The sequence below is a fragment of the Paenibacillus pinihumi DSM 23905 = JCM 16419 genome (assembly GCF_000422505.1).
Classification (GTDB): Bacteria; Bacillota; Bacilli; order Paenibacillales; family Paenibacillaceae; genus Paenibacillus_D; species Paenibacillus_D pinihumi.
On the sequence record NZ_AULX01000018.1, the window covers coordinates 129,374 to 150,305 of the forward strand.

16 protein-coding genes are annotated in these 20,932 nt (G+C 51.7%); 11 read left to right on the forward strand and 5 right to left on the reverse strand.

Going from position 1 to position 20,932, the window contains the following annotated elements; all coding sequences use genetic code 11:
• The first annotated feature begins 130 nt into the window (after window positions 1-130).
• Both H583_RS0104275 and H583_RS0104280 read left to right on the forward strand, forming a co-directional pair.
• Complete coding sequence (locus tag H583_RS0104275) at window positions 131-1,513, forward strand: aldehyde dehydrogenase (RefSeq protein ID WP_028559390.1); 1,383 nt, start codon at window positions 131-133, stop codon at window positions 1,511-1,513.
• A gap of 207 nt (window positions 1,514-1,720) precedes the next feature.
• The gene (locus H583_RS0104280; RefSeq protein WP_028559391.1) at window positions 1,721-1,900 is read left to right on the forward strand and encodes a hypothetical protein; all 180 of its coding nucleotides are present in this window, start codon (window positions 1,721-1,723) and stop codon (window positions 1,898-1,900) included.
• Window positions 1,901-1,988: 88 nt separating this feature from the next.
• Here the strand turns inward: H583_RS0104280 and H583_RS0104285 are convergent, their stop codons facing one another.
• Window positions 1,989-2,705, reverse strand: coding sequence for a DUF421 domain-containing protein (locus H583_RS0104285; protein ID WP_028559392.1), 717 nt, complete (start codon window positions 2,703-2,705; stop codon window positions 1,989-1,991).
• A 167-nt stretch (window positions 2,706-2,872) separates the two neighbouring features.
• Here H583_RS0104285 and H583_RS0104290 point away from each other — a divergent pair, with 167 nt between their 5' ends.
• The gene (locus H583_RS0104290) at window positions 2,873-3,265 is read left to right on the forward strand and encodes a hypothetical protein (RefSeq protein ID WP_028559393.1); all 393 of its coding nucleotides are present in this window, start codon (window positions 2,873-2,875) and stop codon (window positions 3,263-3,265) included.
• A gap of 260 nt (window positions 3,266-3,525) precedes the next feature.
• On the opposite strand, the gene H583_RS31860 is transcribed toward H583_RS0104290, so the two are convergent.
• Window positions 3,526-4,506: a hypothetical protein gene (locus H583_RS31860; protein WP_051235969.1), complete on the reverse strand. Its 981-nt coding sequence runs from the start codon at window positions 4,504-4,506 to the stop codon at window positions 3,526-3,528.
• The gene (locus H583_RS37125) at window positions 4,503-4,655 is read right to left on the reverse strand and encodes a hypothetical protein (protein WP_169456461.1); all 153 of its coding nucleotides are present in this window, start codon (window positions 4,653-4,655) and stop codon (window positions 4,503-4,505) included. The genes H583_RS31860 and H583_RS37125 overlap by 4 nt, the downstream gene beginning before the upstream one ends.
• 230 nt (window positions 4,656-4,885) lie before the next feature.
• On the opposite strand from H583_RS37125, the gene H583_RS0104305 reads away from it, so the two are divergent.
• The 8 genes from H583_RS0104305 to H583_RS0104340 all read left to right on the forward strand — a co-directional run bounded on the left by H583_RS0104305 (window position 4,886) and on the right by H583_RS0104340 (window position 19,484).
• Entirely contained in the window at window positions 4,886-6,646 is a 1,761-nt protein-coding gene (locus H583_RS0104305) for a vWA domain-containing protein (protein ID WP_028559394.1), read from the forward strand.
• A gap of 72 nt (window positions 6,647-6,718) precedes the next feature.
• On the forward strand, window positions 6,719-10,108 hold the full coding sequence (locus H583_RS0104310; RefSeq protein ID WP_028559395.1) for a tubulin-like doman-containing protein: 3,390 nt from the start codon (window positions 6,719-6,721) through the stop codon (window positions 10,106-10,108).
• 2 nt (window positions 10,109-10,110) lie between these two features.
• Window positions 10,111-12,498, forward strand: coding sequence for a hypothetical protein (locus tag H583_RS0104315; RefSeq protein ID WP_028559396.1), 2,388 nt, complete (start codon window positions 10,111-10,113; stop codon window positions 12,496-12,498).
• Window positions 12,499-12,523: 25 nt separating this feature from the next.
• Complete coding sequence (locus tag H583_RS0104320; protein ID WP_028559397.1) at window positions 12,524-13,792, forward strand: vWA domain-containing protein; 1,269 nt, start codon at window positions 12,524-12,526, stop codon at window positions 13,790-13,792.
• A 123-nt stretch (window positions 13,793-13,915) separates the two neighbouring features.
• Complete coding sequence (locus tag H583_RS0104325; protein WP_028559398.1) at window positions 13,916-14,539, forward strand: hypothetical protein; 624 nt, start codon at window positions 13,916-13,918, stop codon at window positions 14,537-14,539.
• 32 nt (window positions 14,540-14,571) lie between these two features.
• Window positions 14,572-15,831 carry a TRAFAC clade GTPase domain-containing protein gene (locus tag H583_RS0104330; protein WP_028559399.1) on the forward strand — a complete coding sequence of 420 codons (1,260 nt, stop codon included), beginning with the start codon at window positions 14,572-14,574 and terminating at the stop codon, window positions 15,829-15,831.
• Window positions 15,831-18,764 (forward strand): GAP1-N2 domain-containing protein, encoded by a 2,934-nt coding sequence (locus H583_RS31865; protein WP_051235971.1) that lies wholly within the window; start codon window positions 15,831-15,833, stop codon window positions 18,762-18,764. The genes H583_RS0104330 and H583_RS31865 overlap by 1 nt, the downstream gene beginning before the upstream one ends.
• Before the next feature lie 216 nt (window positions 18,765-18,980).
• Complete coding sequence (locus H583_RS0104340) at window positions 18,981-19,484, forward strand: hypothetical protein (RefSeq protein WP_028559400.1); 504 nt, start codon at window positions 18,981-18,983, stop codon at window positions 19,482-19,484.
• A 110-nt stretch (window positions 19,485-19,594) separates the two neighbouring features.
• Here H583_RS0104340 and H583_RS0104345 read toward each other — a convergent pair whose 3' ends face one another.
• Both H583_RS0104345 and H583_RS35130 read right to left on the reverse strand, forming a co-directional pair.
• A complete protein-coding gene (locus H583_RS0104345; RefSeq protein ID WP_028559401.1) occupies window positions 19,595-20,263 on the reverse strand; it encodes a peptidylprolyl isomerase in 669 nt (222 codons plus the stop codon).
• Between the two features lie 184 nt (window positions 20,264-20,447).
• Entirely contained in the window at window positions 20,448-20,822 is a 375-nt protein-coding gene (locus tag H583_RS35130) for a hypothetical protein (protein ID WP_051235973.1), read from the reverse strand.
• Window positions 20,823-20,932 lie beyond the last annotated feature (110 nt).

Genomic DNA, 20,932 nt, shown 5'->3' on the forward strand with positions numbered 1-20,932 from the left:
AGTTGTCGTTGATGTTCTCATCATAGTCCTCACGGAAGAAATCTTCAACCTCCAAGCTTGTCCCGGTATGAGCTGCTAATTTGTTTCACAATGAAATTAACCGTATACTGGAAGGAAATTGCAACCGGAAATGGGTGAGCTTATGGAGCAGGATATTAACGGGCTGGTCAGCCGTCAGCACAGTTATTTTGCGGAGGGGGAGACCAGGTCGCTGTCGTTTCGGATCGGACAGTTGCGGCGTCTCAAAGAGGCCGTCCAGGGGTATGAGTCAAGAATTATGGAGGCGGTCAGACGGGATTTCAACAAGTCTGAGTACGAGAGTTACCTTTCTGAATACAGTTCGGTCTTAATGGAAATCAACTTGATGCTTCGTCATCTTGCAAAATGGAGCAAGCCGGCCAGAGTACGGACTCCGATGACCCATCTTGGCTCCAGAAGCTATATTTATGCAGAGCCTTACGGTGTGACTTTGATTATCGCGCCCTGGAATTACCCGTTTCAATTGGCTCTGGCTCCGCTGATCGGGGCGGTCGCTGCGGGCAATTGTGCGGTTATCAAGCCCTCAGAGCTGGCGCCGCATACATCACAGACCATAGCGGACATGATCGCAGAATATTTCCCGGATACTTATATTGCAGTTGTTCAGGGGGATGCAGAAGCCAGCACAGCTTTGCTTAAGGAGCGCTTTGATTATATTTTCTATACCGGATCAACGCATGTCGGACGTCTGGTCATGCAGGCGGCAGCAGACCATTTAACGCCTGTAACTTTGGAACTGGGCGGCAAGAGCCCGTGCATTGTCCATCATGATGCCAGGCTTGATGTTGCGGCGATGCGCATAGTATGGGGCAAATTTTTTAATGCCGGCCAGACATGTGTGGCGCCTGATTATCTGTACGTTCACCGCTCTGTAAAGGATGATCTGGTTAACAAGCTAATTCGGGCGATTGAAGAAATGCACGGGGAACGGATTAGCATCGGAGAGTTTACACATATCGTAAATGACAGGCATTTTGAGCGGCTGGAAACTTATCTGGAGGACGGAAAAATTATCTATGGGGGCGGACGCCATAAGGATTCGAGGCTCTTTGAACCGACTCTCCTGGGGGAGGTTAAATGGGAGGATCGCGTTATGAGAGAGGAAATCTTCGGACCTATTTTACCCATTCTGGAGTACGATTCGCTGGAGGAGGCAATGCGTCAGGTTAACAGTAAGTCCAAGCCGCTGGCCTTGTACCTGTTTACGGAATCGCAGGCCGTGCAGGATCGGGTGCTTAGGGAGATTCCGTTTGGCGGCGGCTGTATGAACGATGTGATCTATCATCTGGTAAATCCGCATTTACCCTTTGGCGGGGTCGGCGAGAGCGGCATGGGGGCCTACCACGGGCGCGCCAGCTTTGATCTGTTCAGCCATAAGAAAAGCGTACTCAAGCAGACGACCCGTTTTGACTTCAAATTCCGTTACCCGCATTATAAAAATGCGTTGAAGCTGCTGAAAAAGTTTTACCGCTAAGGGCAAAAGGAGGCTGCTTCATGGCTGAGGCAGAGCTATCGTGAGGAAAAAGAAGGATATCTTTGATTGCATGCCCTTTGCTGTTGCTCCTTATTGCTGAGGATGTCTGATTGTAGGTCATACAGGCAGAGCAAGTTTTCCATCCTGCAGACGGTTCGATATACTTAAATAGACCGATCTCATTCATTAAATTGGAGGCTAGCAAAAGTGACTTACACAGAAATGCTTGGACGTCGGAGTACAATTTTGAAGCGGAATATCGGCAGTATGATCCGGAAACAGAACAAATGCGGCTTGAGCGGACAAGAAAGCAACTTCTATTATTCACTGCTCAGGGAGCTGCACCAGACCGAACAGGAACTGAATGCCGTCCGAAAGGATTCCTGATTGCATGCACCGCCGGCTGCCGCCAGAGAGCGATAGGCAGGGCGGTGTTTTTACATAGAAAACGTAATTTATTCAGAGCTTATGAAATCTAGTGGCGAAGAGGCGCGGGCTCGATATTTTCCTGATAGCGGGTAATGGTCAGCTTGCGTTTGCTATCAAGTGTGGCAAGGAACACATCCTCCGGCAGCAAGCCCTGTTCCTGCAGGTGCTCTACCAGCCAATTCTGCTGCACATGGAGTTTCTCCATGGCTTCCTGCTCGAATTTTCCTTCTAATATGACAGGGTAAGCCATATCCGGTTCACCTGCAGCTAATTGAAGAAGTTCGGGCGTCACCGGTGTTTTGGCCGGATTTTTAAGCACGCTCAGCTTGCCGTTGGATTCCAGAACAGCGAGCGTGACGGCGCTAATATTGAAAATATCGTGTTCCCGCAGCATATGCAAAATGTTATCCACCGAATATTTTTGCTTCCGCAGATTTTCCTCCATCATTTTGCCGTCCTGGATGACGATGACCGGCTCGAATGTAATCCACCGCCCGAAGGTCCGGAAGCGGATGGAGAGTGCTGCGACCAGCTTTTGCAGCAGGCCGATCATGACGATTGCGAAGGCGGTAGGGAGATGCTCAATCTGCGGATTCGCAATATCAGCCCCGATGACAGAACCAAGCGCCAAAATAATCAGAAAATCAAATACAGGCAGCTCCCCGATTGACCTTCTCCCCATAAAAAGTGTAACGCCGAGCAGAAGCGGAAACAAAGTAGCTATACGCATGGTTACAATGCCGAGTTCTTTCCAAAGCTCCATTATATAACCCTGCCCTTTTCTAGTGATGGAATATGGTTAGGTTAACCACTTGCAGGTGAACCGATTCGGAAGCTTGAGCCTTAATAGATGGTCAAGCTCAACTTGCAACAAACTGAATTTTCCCTGCGTATAATGGGTAACAGATCAAGATAGAAGGAGGAGCAGCGATGGTCAGATGGCCCGATGCAAGAAACGGCAGGTGGTGGACGTGGACTGTTTTGTCGGCGCTCATCCAGACAGGATTGCTTTGGGGAATCCGCTTTGGCCTTGCCGGGCAGCCATTTTCCTTGGGGATTGCCTTCAGGCTCATGCTTCTGGGAGTTGTATTGGCGGCGTTTTACGGTCTGTTCGGCTGGCTTGGAGCCAAATGGCTGTGGCTGGGAGGAACAGGAGGAATTGCTGTCGGCCTTGTGTTTATGGCTAAGTTAACAAGCGGTAATTCAGGCTGGGAGGACTTGATCAGTCTGCTGACCTTTCTTTGGCTCGTTGGAGCAGGGTTGCTGGCGGGGCTGATTTTGGAGGCCGTAATGGGCATCATCAGACTTGTAAAAAGAAAATGAATGCTTTGTGCGAGCAACGTACGGCCAGTTTAAATGAACAGTCGTTGTGAAAGCTGCAAGCTTCATGCCGGAATCCTTATTGGAAAAACATCCGGACATGACGGCTGTATTCGCTGAGAGCGATCTTATACTATGAAAAAAGCCCATGATGCGGTAACATCAAGGCTTTCTTCAGACAAAGGCCGACTGGCAACCACGGCGAGATTCATTGGGACTGATAAATCACCGGATGAGAGGCCGCTAACCTGTTCCCGGTGGTTTTAGTGGCGTGAATATCTGGTCGAACCTGCCAGAAAGGTCATCCCGCCCAGCGATTGAAATTCCGGGTCATGCTTGTAACGGGCATTAAAAATCGCGTAGACTTCAATCCCCACCTCGCCCCAATTCCTTGCAGGCTCAGATTTTAGAATCATGCACAGTCTAAGGAAGCGGTCCTTGGGCAGCTTGCCCGCATAGCGTACCAGCAGATGCGGATACATAATGACGTAGCGCTTCATGCGCACCGCCGCTCCAGCTACTCGCGTCAAAATCTGTTCGCCCTGCTCCATACGAAGAATTTGTAATTCATGGACGAGCACATACCGGAATGCTTTTTCTTTGATTAAATCTTTTCGTACCTTGGCCAGCTCCCCGATGTATTCCACCAGATCAGCGCTGAACCTGTGCGTCAGCAACGGCTCCAGCATCAAATCCATATCCTTGCGCAAAATGAATGATTGCAGCAGTAAAATTTGCTCCATCCTCAGCTGGTCCGTCCGGACGAGCATGCCGACCTCGCGCAGCATTTCGTAAGCGAGCGGCTTATCGCCCTCCTTGAATACTTCAATTGCCTCATCGTGGTCGATGCCCAGCCCTTCCACCAACTGTTCCTCGCCCCGTTTGAACAGCCGTGCCAGCTGGTGTCTGTAGCGCGTCTCCGCAAACTTGTTTTGCATGACAATTAACAGCACCATCAGGATCAGGCCTGCCGCTCCCGCAACAGCCCATTCCATATCATTCGTTCCGAGGCCGATGCCGGCACCCCATAACACCAGTGCAAGGAGGCGTTCCAGCCAAGCGGATCTTCCGGTCAAGTAAGCTGCACGTTCTTGGGCCGGGACAAGGGCTGATTTGCCGCATGCGCCGCATTCCTCATCGCCAAGAACAGTAAAATTTCCGCAGCTGCGGCAAATTTTAAGCTTTTCATAAGAATATTGTGTTCTAATATAAGGGGATATCTGAACGGGTATCTTTTTGTTCATTTGTTTTCACGCTCTCGTGTTTGAAGTACCGTCAGGACATGCTGGTCGAGCTTCTCCGGGGAGAGAGCACGTCTGCTGCGGAAATAATAGGCTGCCGCCCTGGAGGCGACAAAAAGAAACAATAGTCCCAGACAAACGTATGTAATCATAGGAAGTTCCTCTCTTGCACAGAAGTGATTTATAATAATCGATCCGTTATACTAACTAGTATATCACCATCCAAGAGGCGATGTTAAATCGCGCAATTTCTAGTGGTATCCTGTCAGTTCTGAGCATCTGTGCCGTGCCGGAATTTGACGCTTTATGTTGTACCATATGGGGGACATATAAAGATTTTGTCATCATGACCTATAAACTATCGTGAAAGAGGAGTTCAGCCATGATTCGAATGAATGACCGGTTTCGACTATTTATCGCAGTGCTTTGCGCCGTAGTGCTCGTAGTATCGGGCAGCTTGCCGGCAGCACGCGCGGCGGCATCCTCACCGCAAATCGATGCTGTGCTGGTGCTTGATGTGAGCCACTCCATGAGCAACAGTGATCCGGGGAGTATTGGCAATGAGGCGATGAAGCTGTTTATTGATATGCTGTCTGCCAAGGGAGACAGGGTCGGTATCGTTGCCTACTCGGAGAGGATCGAACGGGAGAAGGCGCTGCTCGAAATCCGCTCGCCGGAGGACAAGGAGAATCTGAAACAATTTATCGATCAGCTTAACCGAGGCTCTTATACCGATATCGCTGTCGGGGTGAAAGAGGCGGTACAGATTCTGAAGGACGGGGCAGGAACAGGCCGCGAGCCCATGATTGTTTTGATGGCAGACGGCAACAACGAATTCAATCCTCAGTCCGGACGGACGCAGGCTGATTCCGACAAGGATATGGAGCAGGCGCTCAAGGAAGCAGGGGATAACCAGATTCCCGTATATACGATCGGGCTCAATGCGGATGGCAAGCTGAACAAGGATGCGCTCGCTGCGATTTCCGAGAAGACGGGAGCCAAATCATTTTCGACCGATACGGCGGATGATCTGCCGAAAATATTAAGCGAAATTTTTGCCAGCCATATGGAGCTGAATATCGTTCCCGTCAATTCCATCACGGCTAACGGCGCCTTCCAGGATGTGACGGTGTCGGTTCCGAATGCCAATGTGCTGGAGGCCAACATCTCCATTATGTCCTCCAAGCCCGTGGAGACCAGGCTTGTCGACCCATCAGGAGCTGCGGTAGCTGTTCCATCAGATAATGTCCTGCTGTCCAAGTCCAAGAGTTATTCCCTTGTCAAGCTTCTGCATCCGTCAGAAGGAGACTGGAAATTGCAGATTAAAGGGGTCAACCGGGACAAAATCGACATTAATCTCGTCTTTAACTATGATCTGGAATTAGCGATCGATCCGCTCCCTGCAAAAGCCTATAAAAAAGGAGATCAGGTTGACGTCGTTTCATACCTGGTCAGCAGTGGCAAAAAACTGCAAGATTTGGCACAATACAGCAACATGAAGGCTGTCTTGCTCGTCAAAGATTTGGATACAGGAACAACGGAACAATTCGATATGAAAAATACGGGGGAGCAGTTCGAAGGTACATTCAAGCTTGCGCAGGAGCATGATTACGAAATCAGAGTCAAGGCTGAAGAATCAAGCTTTTACCGGGAAACCGCAGCCGTGAAGGTGAGCGCCAAACCGGGCGCCGTCTCAGGGAGCGGGGAGAATAAGCCGTTCTCTCTCGTTCCGGTCCTGCTCAGTGTAGCGGCGCTGATCATTATACTGGCTGCAGCCTACTTCATCAGGCGTTACATGAAGCAGGCCAGCCGCGGATTTGTCGGGCAGCTTGTGGTGGAGATACGGGATGAGAACACGGGCGACAAGTCCTTCCCGCAATACAAGAAGCTGTCTTCCTTCAAAGGAAAGCTTCATCTCCATCAGCTTCTGCAGCTGGCACCTGAGTTGAAAGAGACCGAGAAGGTTCTGTTCCTGCCCGGCACCAATGACCGCATCCGCCTGTTGAACCAGTCAGGCTGTACGATTGAGAGATCGGGACGGGCGCTGGATGCCAGCCGCGGTGTGGAGCTCAAGAGCGGCGACCGGATTACAGTTGCGCTGCAACAGGTTGATAAGACGATTTTTGTAGAATATCTCGTGTAAGAAAGCATAACCGGCTTCAAGTATATAGATTAGCAATGTTCATCAATTAAATTGTTTCGGGAGGCATAGAGGATGAAACCAATCGTCAGAGAGCATATACAGCAATTGGATGTGTCGCTGGGAGGCGGCATTGTCAGCGAAAAAATTCGTGTCGACACGATCGACAATCCGATCCTGATTATCGGGCTTGGCGGCACGGGGATTGATGCGCTGCTGCGTCTGAAATATCAGATTAACCGCCGCTTCAAGCTGCCGGAGGACCCGATTTCCAAGCGTAAGCAGGACAAACCCGGCAACGTGGAGTTTTTGGCCTTTGAGACGAATGAACAGGACCGCAACAAGAAATATAAAGGAATCGGACTTGATCCGATCAACGAATTTGTACTGCTGTCGAACCCGGAGGTTGGAGGACTGCTGCAAAACCGCAGCATATTAGAGCCTTATATTACCGATTGGCTCTCGTCTGAACTGACGATTACGGACGGAATGAACGGGGCGGCAGGTGTCAGACAGGCCGGCCGGCTGCTGCTGTTCACGAAGATCAATCAAGTCGTGCAAAGCATCGACAAGAAGATCAAGGCCCTCTCCGTCGGCACGAACAAGAAGCTGATGGTGTTTCTGCTCACCGGTCTGTCCGGGGGGACGGGAAGCGGCTGCTTCCTCGATATTTCCTATATTGTCCGTGGAATTATTGAACGGGACCATGGATCTGCAGGAATTGACCGTGTGAATATACTCGGCTACTTGTTCACGCCGGATATTAATCTGGCGAACAAGAGCCTCAGCGAACATACCCGCGAATATATCAAGAAAAACGGCTATGCGGCACTCAAGGAACTGGACTACTGGATGAATGTGGACAGCCGCGGCGACCGGTTCAAGCAGCAGTACGGCAGCATTCTGGGCGTGAACTCGCCGCTGCCGCCGTTCAACCTGTGCCATCTGATCTCGGCGACCAATACCGAGGGCAAGCTTCTGGAGAATGCCTATGACTACTGCATGAATGTGACCGCAGAGAATATTACGAATTTTATGGCGAGCGAGGACAAGCAGTCCGGTGAAGAGTTCGCCATTCACGACTATATCAGCAACATCCGCACCAATATTGCACAGATGAACAAGATGTACCCGGCCAATTACGACTACAACATCATTGGGGCGTCCTCGGCAGTGCTGCCGATTGAGGAAATGACAACTTATCTCGCATATAGGCTGTTCAACAAGATGGACAAAATGTTTGTCAAAGCTCCGAGCCAGGACGATGTGGAGAAGTTTGCCCGCAAGATGGGCATTGATCTCGATACGATGGTCAAGACCTTTGAATCCCGCGTGCCGGAGCCGCTGCCCGGCTATGAGAACAGCGAGCGTCTGAGTTATAGCAACGTCATTAAGCTTCAGGTCGTGAATATGGATACGGAGCTGGAGCAGAATTTCCTGGCGCGTGCCCGTGAGGAATATATCAAGGCGAAGAAGCAGCTCCCGGGCGAGATTGTCGGGCAATTCACCGAACAGATTCGCCGCATGTTTCTTCATCCGGAGCAGGGACCGTTCTATGTGTCGCGCCTGCTGTATAGTGAGAAAGGCTTCTGCATTCTGAAAATGCTGCTGTCCTATATTGAGACGCTCAAAGAAAGTATGACGCGCCTGCCGCGCGATATCGAAGCAGCTAGGGAACAGGCCGAAGAGCGGATGGGTGACGCCAAGAGCGCGTTTGTCTCCAAGGAGAAGAAGAAAAACTTCTATATCGAGGCCAAAATCAATGAATACTGGCTCCACGCCGATGTGGAGCGCATGGAGCAGATGATTGAGTTCTACGAAGATCTTCATGAGCTGCTTAACAATGAGAATAACCGGATTTATAAAGTATTTACGGAAATACTCAATGTGCTCAACAGCATTTTTGCCAAGAATGGCGATCTGCTCATTAACAGTGATGAGGAACTGGATCATCGCGGGAACAAATCGTACTACTGGAATCTGGTCAATGTGCCGGATATCTCGGATATGATTACCCGTATGATGGATAAACGGGACGGCGACGATCTGATCCGCGACTTTACCCAGGAATTGCTCAACCGTTCCAACCAGTGGGTGAAGGAGCAGGAGATTGATATTGTCAGCTCCATCTCGGAATTCCTGACGGATAAATTCGGTGATTTGATTACGAAGTCTATGGAAGAATTCCTGGTTTTGAAATACGGCAATGATGAGCCGGTGGAGAAATTCGTCGAGCGTCAAATCGCGAGCAAGCTCGATGACGAAGCAGTTGCTGTGTTCCATCTCAGCAATAGCTCCGGCAATCTGCACTTCCCGTCATGGGGCTTTGTCTCCGTTCCGGTGAAGGCGCCAAGCATCCTGAAGGGAATTCGCAATTACCAGAATAATGCGCTTGGCAAATCCCATTTCACAATCAAGGAAAGTGAAGTGAAGAACCGGATTTTCTGGCTGAATACGAAAAACGGGGTTCCGCTGTTTGTCTATACGCCGCTGAAGGTCTATGAGGAGAGCTATGAGCGGACGATTCTGGACAAAGAGGGCATCGGCCGGCATCTGGTGCAGACCGACAAGGTGAACTGGACGTATCTCCCTTCTCCGATTCCGGAAAAATCCTGGGGCGATACGTATGTGAACCCTCGCGTACAAACCTATAATGCACGGGTGCGCAGCGAATTCGACCGTGCTGCCGGCTTCAAGTCTATTGTCCAGAAGGACGTCGACAATACGACAAGCAGCCGTTACACGGTCCGCTTCAGCAAGCCTTTCAGCCTGACAGACACTTTGGCAGCTTTTGCTCTGCAGTCTTCCACAGGCAAGCCGAATCTGGGCGAGGTGAAGCGCGCACAGCTTGAGCTCCGCAGACTGCTGAGTGAAGGACTGGAGCCGGCGGGAGAGAAGGATATTTTCGGCAGTTTCACCGAGGAGCTGGCGAAAGAGAATCTGATCCGCTCGCCGGAGCTGCTGATCCGTGTCAGGGAAGAGCTGGCCAAGTATGAGCAGATCAGTGCGAAGGCCCAAGAGCTGGAGCAATTGCTGGATGTTCATCAAAATGAGGGCAAGGCGATGGATCAGTTTATCGAGGCGCTCTACACAGGAACAATTTGCAAGAAGGGCGCGCTTTACGTCTATGATCGCGATGAGGAAGAAGAGTCTTGGCCGCCGTTCGCCAATCTTATGAAGAGCAGCAGCTATGTCGAATTTGAGATCTATGAGAGCTTCGGCAAGCTGGAGGACAAATACCGCAGCACGCTGCTGCGCAAATCGGCGCGCCGGGTATCCGATATGACGGCCTCCGAGGATACAGCGCCGCTGCTCGGCAAGCTGGAGGAGCTGTACGGTACCTTCCTGGATGCGCGCGAGCGCCTGGAATATGAACGGATTGAGCTGGCAAACGGGGAGGAAGCCTATCAATTCTACCGGGATATGACCAGCAAACTACATGACATCCTCAGAAAGTTGAGATAGCTATGAACGTATTGCTGGACCGATACGCGGCAGGCTATGCCGCAGACGAACTGAAGCAGAGCGGCCGCGGGGATGACCAGAGCAGCATCCACTATCCGACCGTCTTCCTGTTCATTGGGGATGAGACCGGCGAAGCTATAGAGCCTATCATTCGCTCTAATGAAATGAAATGGGATAACAACGCGGGTGTCGTCTATTTACATGTAGCGGCCCGCTCTATTGATAGTCCTGTTAACGCGAAGATTACACGGGTTGTGCTTGATGATCTGCAGTCTGCCTGGGACAGCCGCCTGACTGTGCGCCGGGAGCTGGGAGAGAGCTTCCATGCAAATCCGAAAATACGGGTCGATCTGAACCGGTCGTTGCGCCAGGTAAACAGCATTATTGCCGATTATGGCAGAATGTACGTGTCGTTTGACCGGTTGCACCTAGCTGTTATTACGAGAGCAGATGATCCGCTGAATGTGCTGGTTCCCGATATTACATTGCTGGCCCAGTCGATTCTCCTGCAATCGTTCAAATCGGTACAGAAGGATCTTTACGTACTCGTTAATGAAAACGAGCAGTCCGACAGCTATGCGCTTGCGGGGGCGACGGGCGTCAGCTTTCTGCGCGAGGTGGAATATATGCAGCAGTTGGAATTTTCCTATTCTGCGCCGCTGCAGGTGACGGGCGACGGGCTCTCCATTCCGGTCACTCATGCTGCTTCCCCGCTCTTTGATCTGGTCTATCTGTTGTCAGACCGCAATGAGAAGGGCATGACGGCCGTCCAAGGCATGCAGGCCAACTATGCGATTATTTGCCTGGTCTTATTGTTGAAGAACCGCAAGCGCAAGGAAGGTGCGGCCGATGAAGGAACGCCCGGCTATAATAATGCTTCCTTCCGCAACAGCATGCTGGCCGATTCAGGCAGACAAGGCCTGGTCTCGGCAGGGCTGGCTTCGGTAACAAGGCCGAATTATGCTATTGCACTGACCGTGCTCTATCATTTTACCCGGCAGCTCATCCGGCGGATGCAGAGCGCGCCGGAGCCTGATGCCAGAGAGAAGCTGGCATTCTTCGGACTTGATCCGGCCTCCATGACAGAGCTGCTGTCTGCGGTAGTTCCGCCCGAAGAACAGGTAGCGGACATGAGCGCCTTGCTTACACGGGGAGGTGTACGCTATGAGCAGATCCGCAAAATGTCGCTGCGGGAAGCCGAGGAGGAATTGTTCGGTGACAGCTGCGAGCGGTTCTTCGCGAAGAACTTCCAGCAGGAAGCCGAGCAGCGGCTGGCAGCACTGAAGACGGGCGAGCTGCTGAGCCGTACGCTTGCCCGCAAGCTTGAGATCAACCCGGGCATTACCTGCTGCCAGATTGCGGACTGGACAAATGACCGGATGACTGAGAACAATCAGATCGGCAGCGTGGTTCAAGCTGTTCACGCAAGGGTGCGGGAACTGTCCGCAGAGCTTGACCAGCTCCGAGGGGAGCTGGAACTGGTCCGGGACACCAGGGCCGAGGACATTAAGTTTCAGAAGCTGCCTCTTATGGACAAACATAATTTACGCGCCTTCCTTAGGGCATTCTTCGATCTTGTCTACCGGAAAAAGCGGGCGGTTTTGCAGTTAGAGGCCGAGCTGGCCGTCTGCCGCCGCTTCTCAGCTGAGCTGGAGCGGGTGCATGAAATCTATCAGCGGCGGGTGCAGCAGCTGCTGGATTTGCAGGAGACGTTCAAGGAGGCCGCGCTTGCCAGCATAGAGCGTACCGATCACTATACCGGACAAAATATTTTTGATTACTATGAACGGGTTACAGAGGATGTCATGAAGGAGCTGGAATCGCGGCGCGGCGCAGGGGTGTTCTTCGAGGAGCGATATGTTGGCAGAATTGAACAGCTGCTGGAAGAAGGAAGCCATACGCTTGCTGAGCGGCTGATGCAGGTCTGCCGGCAGCATCTGCTGACAAGTGCCCCGTTCTCCCGAACCTTCGAGGAAGAGCTGTTGGAGCGGGCGAATGTATCCATTGAATACAGCAACCGCAAAGCGTTGTCCAAGGAGGAATTGTTCAGCCGTCTGCTGCGTACGCTGAATGATAACGCGGGCATTAATATCCGGTTGCTCGATTACACGCATGAGCACCGTTATGAGGAGCGTTATTTATTCGGAGACAGCAGCAGCGAATTCATCCGCTATGCTCTAAAAGCCGGGGAAGCCTCGTCGCTCGCCCATAAACTGGGCTGTGTGCATGAGAACCGCAGCAGCGGCGTGGATAAGCTGCAACTAATGGGCGGCTTCCACATTGAAGATTTGCGGTTCTATCGCAACAACAAGGTATATTACGAGACCTATATTCAAAATGGCGGCCAGTTCCACAGCATGGACACTGAAAAACTGCCGCAGCTTCGCTAATTTTAAATAGAAGGAGGCGTTCTTCATGCAGCGAAAAGTAAATCTGCTTCTGCTTCTGTTTAGTCTGCTGGGCGCAGGTATCGGATTTGCCGCCGGCGAGTTCCTGCTGGCCGCTCTGGAAGACCAAGCGCCCCGATTCGTGACAGCCGGGCTGTACTTCGGTGTCCTTGCCTTATTTATAGGGCTGTTCAGCCTGATTGCAGAGCTCATATCGCCGCGTCTTAGCGGTTCATCCTGGCGGCAGCGTTATACAGACCTGTCATGGAAGCTGCTTGTACCTGCAACACTGGTGCTTCTGTTTGTCGCAGGAGCCCTGCTGCAGGTGCTGTATCAGGTGAATTACGGGGGCATTGAGCCGCCAAAGGATTTGGTGCTGGTCATTGACAACTCCGGGAGCATGACGGAGACGGACACTGGGAATGAACGCTTCACGGCTGCCAAAAAGCTGATCGGCAAAATGGAGGATGATATGCGTGTCTCCATCGTGCTGTTCTCTGATAAGGCGGAGGTGCTTAAACCGTTTGTCAATGTCGGCAACACTGCAGAACGTACAGCGATTGAGTCCGATCTGAATGCTGTGGAGCAGCCGGATGGTGGAACGGACTTTAACCTGGCGCTGGGCAAAGCACTGGATATTATTCATACGAAGGACGATCCGGGAAGGGGGACGGCAGTTATCCTGCTGTCGGACGGATTCAGTGAGACACCGATTGACCAGCAGCTTCAGGAATTGAAGGAGCAGCAGATAAAAGTGCATACAATTGCACTAAGCGTCGGGGATTACAAGAGCTCCGGGTTGCTGGAGCAAATCGCGACAGAGACAGGCGGAAGCTACAATGATGTTACGGAGGCAGGCGAGCTGACGCATGTATTCCAAAACATCTATGATGCACTGGATGACCGGCTGCTTGTGACCTGGAGGCAAGGGCTGACCGGGGACAGTATGCTATACAGCGTACTCCGTATTGCAGCTGTAGTTTTACTGGGAGCTGCTATTGGCTTGTCGCTCGGAATGATCTTTGACAACCGTTATCTTGCACGCAGCTTCGGGATTGGCGGTGCAGCAGGAGGTCTGCTGGCCGGTCTGATACTTGAGAACGGCTTGTCCGGCGGCCCCTTTGCGGACGGTCTTGTCCGGCTTGCCGCAGCCCTGGTGCTGGCTGCAGTGATTGCGCTGTTTACACTGGTGATACCTGTGAAAGAGAACAGCCGGCTGTATCGGAGCGGGGGTAGCGCTGTCCGGACTCCCGTTACGCCAGGCAGAGCAAGAAACAGCCGCAGCAGCGGTTTTTAGAAATATTAAGAAGTTACAAGCTTTCTCTTTATAAATAGCTTCTACCTCTGAGCGTAACGAAGCTTTTACCCGTCAATGGACGGCAAGGCCGTTTACGCTAGATAAGCGGAAAGGCGGATGGACATGCGTTTCATGGAAGCATCGCCTCATACAGCCAGAGTGAGCGGGCTGTCCTGCCAGCAGGAGGACGACCGCTTCACACTCCGCTGGCACTGGCCGTCAGAAATTGATGCGGTGTATATCGGGCGTTCCGCTGTGGACGGCGGACCTGAAGGCGGCAGTCTGAGGCTGTATACGAAGGCTGAATATAAAGCGAATAACGGCTATCCGGGCCGAATGGAGGGCATCGGACGATATATTTATACGGTATATGCCTATCAGGAAGATGAAGAGGGCCCGCTTCTGATTAGCCAGGCGGATAGGGAGAATGAGCTGGCCGTCAGTTCTGGCAAAGCCCGGATTCAATACGAAATCCAGCAGAAGAGCGGCTGGTTCAGGAGCAGCAAGACGATTCAAATTCAGGTGATGACAGAGGTGCCAATCGGCAAGGACGTGCTCTGCTATGTAAAAAAGCAGGGCAGCTATCCTGCGGGTAAAGAGGACGGGGTGCTGTATCCGTTCGTCTCGGATTTTGCGCCGGGAAGAACGGTGCTGCCGCCGTTCGAGATTGGCAAACAGGATTTTGTACGCCTGTTTTTCACAGACGGGCAAAAGTACGGACAACTGTACGAACTGGCTCCAATGTGAGACCTGGGCTGTAGTGAACGGAGGGAAGAACGATGGGAATTATGGACTGGTTTAAAAAGCGGCCACAAGCTGAACAGAGGCCGCTGTTCCACGATATTGTCTGTCCTTATTGCTTTAGCAAATTTTCCCCGGAGGAGGTTGTGTTCCGTGCAACCCATCACAGGGAGGATGATGAGGATTACGCGCTTGGAGAGGATGAGGAACTGAACCGTTACCGGGAGCGGTTTGGGCTTGACAGAGTGCATGACATGGAGGCGGTGCTGCGTCCGCAGAATGTACCGGAGGAGCATCATGTATACTCGGACCATGTGCTTGTTGGCATGACGGACCGCTATGGAGAGCTTACAAGGCGCAGACTGTGCCCAAAATGCCATAACGAACTTCCGGTTACAGCCGGAAAAGTACCAAGCAATATTATTTCAATTATTGGCGCATCCCAAGTGGGCAAATCGGTGTACATGACCTCGCTGATTCATACGCTTCAGCATACTACGGCTGATCATTTCGATGCGGCTTGCATGCCGCTGACTACGGAAATCAGCCGCAAGTTCCGGACGAACTATGAGGAGCCGCTATTTGAACGGGGCGACCTGCTCGCATCCACGCAAAAGGAGAAGATGCAGGAGCCGTTTATCTTCCAGTTCGTATTCCGTGACGAATCGAAGCCGCCGCTGACACTCGTTTTCTTTGATGTCGCCGGTGAAGGCATGGTGGAGCAGGATTATCTTGGGCTGCATGGCCAGCATATTAAAAACTCCTCCGGCATTCTGCTGCTGGTTGATCCGCTGCAGATTCGCTCTATCCGGGAGAAGATCCGGATTCAGCTTGGAGACAAGCCGGGCGAATGGGTATCCCAGTACGATGAGCCGCGTGATGTAGTGCTGACACTGTTTGGCGATTTCATCGCCTATCAGGAGAACAGCAAGACGGATATTCCGACCGCTGTCGTACTGACCAAAAGCGATATGCTCCATATTCTCAAAGACGAGGAAGGCGAGTATATCAAATCCAACAGCAATATTTTCAATAACATGGTGCACCGCAATTATTTCAATCTGACCGAGTTTGAAAATATTGACGGTGAAATCCGCCGCTTCATGGAAAGAGTCGACCGTCCGTTCAAAGGAACGATGGATGTTTATTTCAAGGACACGGCTTATTATGCCGTATCAGCATTGGGCAGCAACCCGATGAATCAGAAGATGCAGACGGTGGTCAGTCCGATCCGCGTTGATGAGCCGTTTATCTGGCTCCTCTACAAGCTGAATTACATTGAAGGGAGACGGGATTGATGAATCATTCGGCTCCCGCTGCCATTCAGCAGCAAATGTATACCCGGGAGCGGCGCGGTGTGTTTCGTTCGACGGAGGGCTACGACACGATAGCCAAATCTGCGGGGCTGGACGGCCAGTTGATCAAGAAGCAGATTCATCCCCTCTGTGTGTATGACACGCCTGCCGTATTAACAGCAAGCGGAGAGAAGAATGAGTCCGCTTATCCGGCAGAGCTTCACCTGCTCCGGCTGGACAACGGTGATCTGTTGCTTGGCCGCAGTGTCTATAAGGCCGCAGATTTTACAGGACTGCGCAGTACGTTCTTTACGCATCATTACGTCATTCCCGGAAGCCGCTGGGACTCCGGAGAAGTCAGCTTCAAGGATATTATTGGGGCATCATTCGCAGAGCAATACGATATAGAACAGGGAGAAGAGCTGCCCGCGCTGGAGTCGCTGCCGCTGCAATCCCCTGATGGGGAGCCTGTTCCGCCGCGAGCGCTCCTGTCCGAGCTGAACCTTGGCGAGCGCCGTTTCGAGCAGTTGCTGTATGCGGCAATGTCTTCGGTCTCCGGGAAGAAGAAAGTCTATATTGCGCTGGACGTGCCGGTCGAGCAGCTCTCTGTGAAAGCGGCACTGCTGCTTGAGCTGTTGTATGCCGGTTTGCCGCCAGCTTTCCGGCGGCAGTTCGGATTCATGACCTATGCCAAGGAGCCCCAAAGTAAAAAGTCCATACATTTGACCTTTGTGGAGCGGGGCAGTCTGCGTCCGGGCGACCGCAATATTGAGAAGGAATTTATATTTGATTTGGAGAATGACCGCATTGCCAATGCAGATATGGATGCCAATAGCCATGCTTTCCTTGACTTTGCCTGGAGCAACCTGGAGCAGCCGGAAAGGATGGCGGTTTTCTTTGAATTTGCAGAGCGCATGTTGTCTGGCATGGAACCAGGGCGTGAGCTGTCCATTAGCAGTTATAATGAACTGTCTATCTTGTTCCAGTTGGAAGGAGGACAGGAGGAGCTCTACGGGCAGCACAAGAGCGGCATTCTGCAAAGCATGCTGAATTATTTGTCATCTCCCTCGGCTCTTATGGGGAAGGTGCGGCTTAATGATTTATATTTGTCCTGTTTTGACCGGGAGTTTGACCGCGTCCGTCAGGGCAGCCTGCCCGAAATCTTTGTTGCGGAGAGCTTCAGAGATTACTATCGTCTGGAAGGCAAGCATAGCGGCAACAAAATTATCGCCTACTTCATTCATGCGCTGAATCATGCGCAAGCACAAGGGGATAAAGAGGCTTTTGAAGCTCTCTACGGGGTGCTGACTGAGGAGCCAGTACTCAGCAAGGCATTTTTCACCAGGGTAATGACGGATGTGCGGCTCTGCAAGCTTTTATTCGGGCCTTATCTCGAAGACCAGCTTCACAAGACAAAGTCGGTGCAGGATGCGTTGGCTCTGGCAGAGCAGTGGTCTGAAGCCTACCCGGTTCTCTATGAGCTTGAACTATTCCACGAACTGGTGCGTACACAGGTTGCGGACAAGCTCCGCCCGGGAGCGCGGCTTTTGGAGACAGCCAGCAAACTTATGGACGAGGTTCGCAAGCGCAAGGAGGCAGGCGGGGTCCTGTCATTCGGTGAACTCAGCCTTCTTGAGGGGGTGGAACTCGCCGCTTACTGCAAGCTGATGAGCGTACTGCAATTGTCCACAGTTACAAGGCAGCAACTGCTTGATGCCCTGTTTCTGAGCTGGCCGGACCAGCTTCGCATATGGAATGCCGAGTTGACTGAAGACGGTCAGAGACTCACCGCAGCCAAGCTGTTGGCGGCTTACCGCTGGGTGACCCAGCCGGGTCCGGGGCCGGAATTGCTCTCCGATTTGCCCGCTGATGCGATAGACGAGGTGCAGGAGCTGGCCCGTCAGATGCTGGCAAGTGAGGCGGATACGGCCTCATTTGAGAGCATTATTCTGGCGTTCTACCGCAGCCCTGAGCTGGAAGCTGTGAATTATGCGGCATTGATTGATTTTCTGCATCAGAATGCGAAGCAAAAAGAGACCATATATACGTTCTTCAGGTGGTCGGAGCAGCATCCTGACTTTATGCGGCCGCGGGGATTTGTGCCTGCTTTCCGGACAGCAGTGATAGCCTACTTCAAGCAGTATGACAGGGAGGCCTTCAAGAAACGTGCGAATATGAAACGGTACTTCTCCAAGGCAGGTCCTGATCTGCAAGAGATTTATAAATACGCCAGGATGGAGCTGTCCTCGCCGATGATGCGCAGGTTCCGCAAAAATCCCAAGCTAACGGTGATCGCTGTAGTTCTGGTTGCCGGAGTTGCCCTTACATCCGGAGGAATCTGGATGGCCGGCGGAGGGGAGCCGGCTGGCGGCAAGGGCGCGGATGTATCCGTCTTGCCGTCTGACTCGCCGGACGTGGGCACTGGCGAAGGCAACGGGGGCGAGGGGACTGCTTCCCAGCCTGCCGTATATGCTGAAGAAGAGCTTGTGGACGGGGTAGGGAACGCTGTTGCGCTTGTCTTTCCATTTGAGGATGCGGCCGTATGTTCAGCCTTCAAGCCGGACCATTTGAAAATTATTTCTTCGACCGGTCCGCAACTTGAGCTAAAAGGGCTAAAGTATACGTCATCCTGCGGCTCGAACACTGAGGAGTCCGGCAGCTCAGGGGAAGTGAAGAATTCAGGCGGCAGCAACGGTACGGATTCCGCGGATTCTTCAGGAAAGTCCGAAACGCAGAATCAACCGGCAGGTGATGGTGATTCTGCCCAGGATGCAGAAAACGGGAATACTTCCCTTTTGAGTAATGCGCCATATAAGGTTACTGTGCAGCTTAATGAGCCGCTTGCGATTCCTTTAGCTAGTGTCATTCAAATCCAAGATAAAGAATATCTTCTTGTTGCGGCTCCTGAATCGGAGAGCAATCAAGACAAATCCTGATATGAGCGCTCTTGACAGCTATTTGGCTGTCAGGGGCGCTTTTTTTGTGCTGCGTGTTGCGTTGTCCATTACTGGACCAAAGTCCAGTTTTTTCTTTCCCCAGAGAATGAGGAGATTGCGGAAGAATTATGCTATTCTTGATGCAGAGAGAACAAGATAACGAAATGGTGTGGATGGCAATGAGAGAAGAATATAATTAAGGGAAGGTAGGGTGTTATGGTTAAAAAAGCGATTATCGGTCCCGTTTTGCTGCTGCTTGGGGTGTACTTATTTCTGCAGCCTGGAGGAACGATGAGCACAGGAAGCATATTTGCTTATTTTTGGCCGACGATATTTGTTATTCCGCTTGGACTATTTTTCCACTGGCTGTATTTTTCCATGACAGGCGGAAAAGGGGTAGGCCTGCTCATCCCTGGAGGAATTCTGTTCACGGCAGGCGTAGTTAGCCAAATTGCGATGCTTACAGGAGCATGGGGCAATCTCTGGCCGGGCTACTTGCTGGCTGTTGCTGTCGGACTGTTCGAATTTTACTGGTTCGGCAGCCGCAATAAATGGATGCTGATCCCGATTAATATTTTGACGGTGCTGTCGGTACTGTTCTTTACGGTGATGTCGATGGGGACGATTTTGAATCAGAAGCTGCTTGGACAACCACTAATTGCCATCGTGCTGATCCTCGCCGGAGCTGTGGTCATGATGTCCAGGAAAAAATCCTTATAACCAGATACCAGGCACATATGAAATAAAAACAGCCCGGCTTGCTCAATGGAACGTTACTTCCAGGGCAGGCCGGGCTGTTTGTTGTTTCAGTGCAGGAACATATCAATCTGTTACAAAATGATCTCAGGTTTCGGATAGTTGACGCCAAACTTATTGACGGTTACACGCTTTATAGCCATCGGATTCGCGGGACGGTCTCTGGAAGCCGTGCTTTGGTTTACAATTTCATCGACCACGTCCATGCCCTCTAAAACCTTGCCGAAGGCCGCATAGTCCTTATCAAGATGAGGGGAATCCGCTACCACGATAAAAAATTGAGAACCGCCTGTATCCGGGGACTCGGTACGGGCCATCGAAAGCACTCCGCGGGTATGCTTCAGATCGTTCTTAAAGCCGTTATTCGTGAACTCCCCCCGGATATCATAGCCCGGCCCGCCTGTTCCGCTCCCTTTCGGATCTCCGCCCTGGACCATGAAGCCCTTAATCACACGGTGGAAGATCGTTCCATCATAGAATCCGCGATCTGCCAGATGAATGAAGTTATTGACGGTGTTCGGTGCAACCTTGGGATAGAGCTCAACGGTGATGGTTTTGCCATTTTCCATTTCAATTGTTGCAACGGGATTTTGGGCTGAGCTGTCTGTCTGGCTTCCCGATGTGTTTGCCTCTCCAGATGGGGGTTGAGGCGCTTCGGTGCGGCTGCCGCAGCCGGTAAGCATTAAAAGCAAAGAAGTCAGAACGAGTGCCAGTATCGTCCAGTTCTTGCGTCGAATCGCCATATTCGTCGTATCCTCCTTTGAAGCTTGTCCAAGGGTTAGTATAGCATAATCTGCCATCTTTCAGCCAATGGCCTTCCCGGAGCGACCCGGTAGAACAGGATGCAAGTAAATAGGGCCCCTACCGTAGTTCATAATGGTAGAGGCCCTGTACTGGTGATGCTGGCTTCGCGTATTGGCGCGGAAATTAGATGAACAGGAAAGGAAGCAAAAATAATGTAGCAATTAAAGCCAGCTCAATACCGAATCCGGAACCAAAGCCGTGGCCTCCAAAACCTCCATAACCTCCGTAACCTCCATAAGGGGAGCCGTATCCGTAAGGATAAGATTTGGTTTTAGCTGTTTTTTGCAGGCCTTTTCTTCTTGAACCGCCCGCAGATTTAGCATGCTTTTGGACAGCGGACAATCTCGGTCCCTCCAGTCCTCCACGCAAATAGAGCTTACCGCCGCGGATACCGTCCAGACTGCCGTACAGGTGTTTTCCGTCGTTGGTGATGATGCAGACATGCTGGCCGATGTGGGGCTGGATTGTTTCTGCACAAACAGGGTGGATTCTGTGCATAGATATCCCTCCTTTTTTAGAATGAACCCGAAAGCAGCTTCAAATGGTTAAAAGATGAAGACAGAGCTTCCTGCTACAGCATACTTAACAGAGGGGCGGCTGGATTGGAC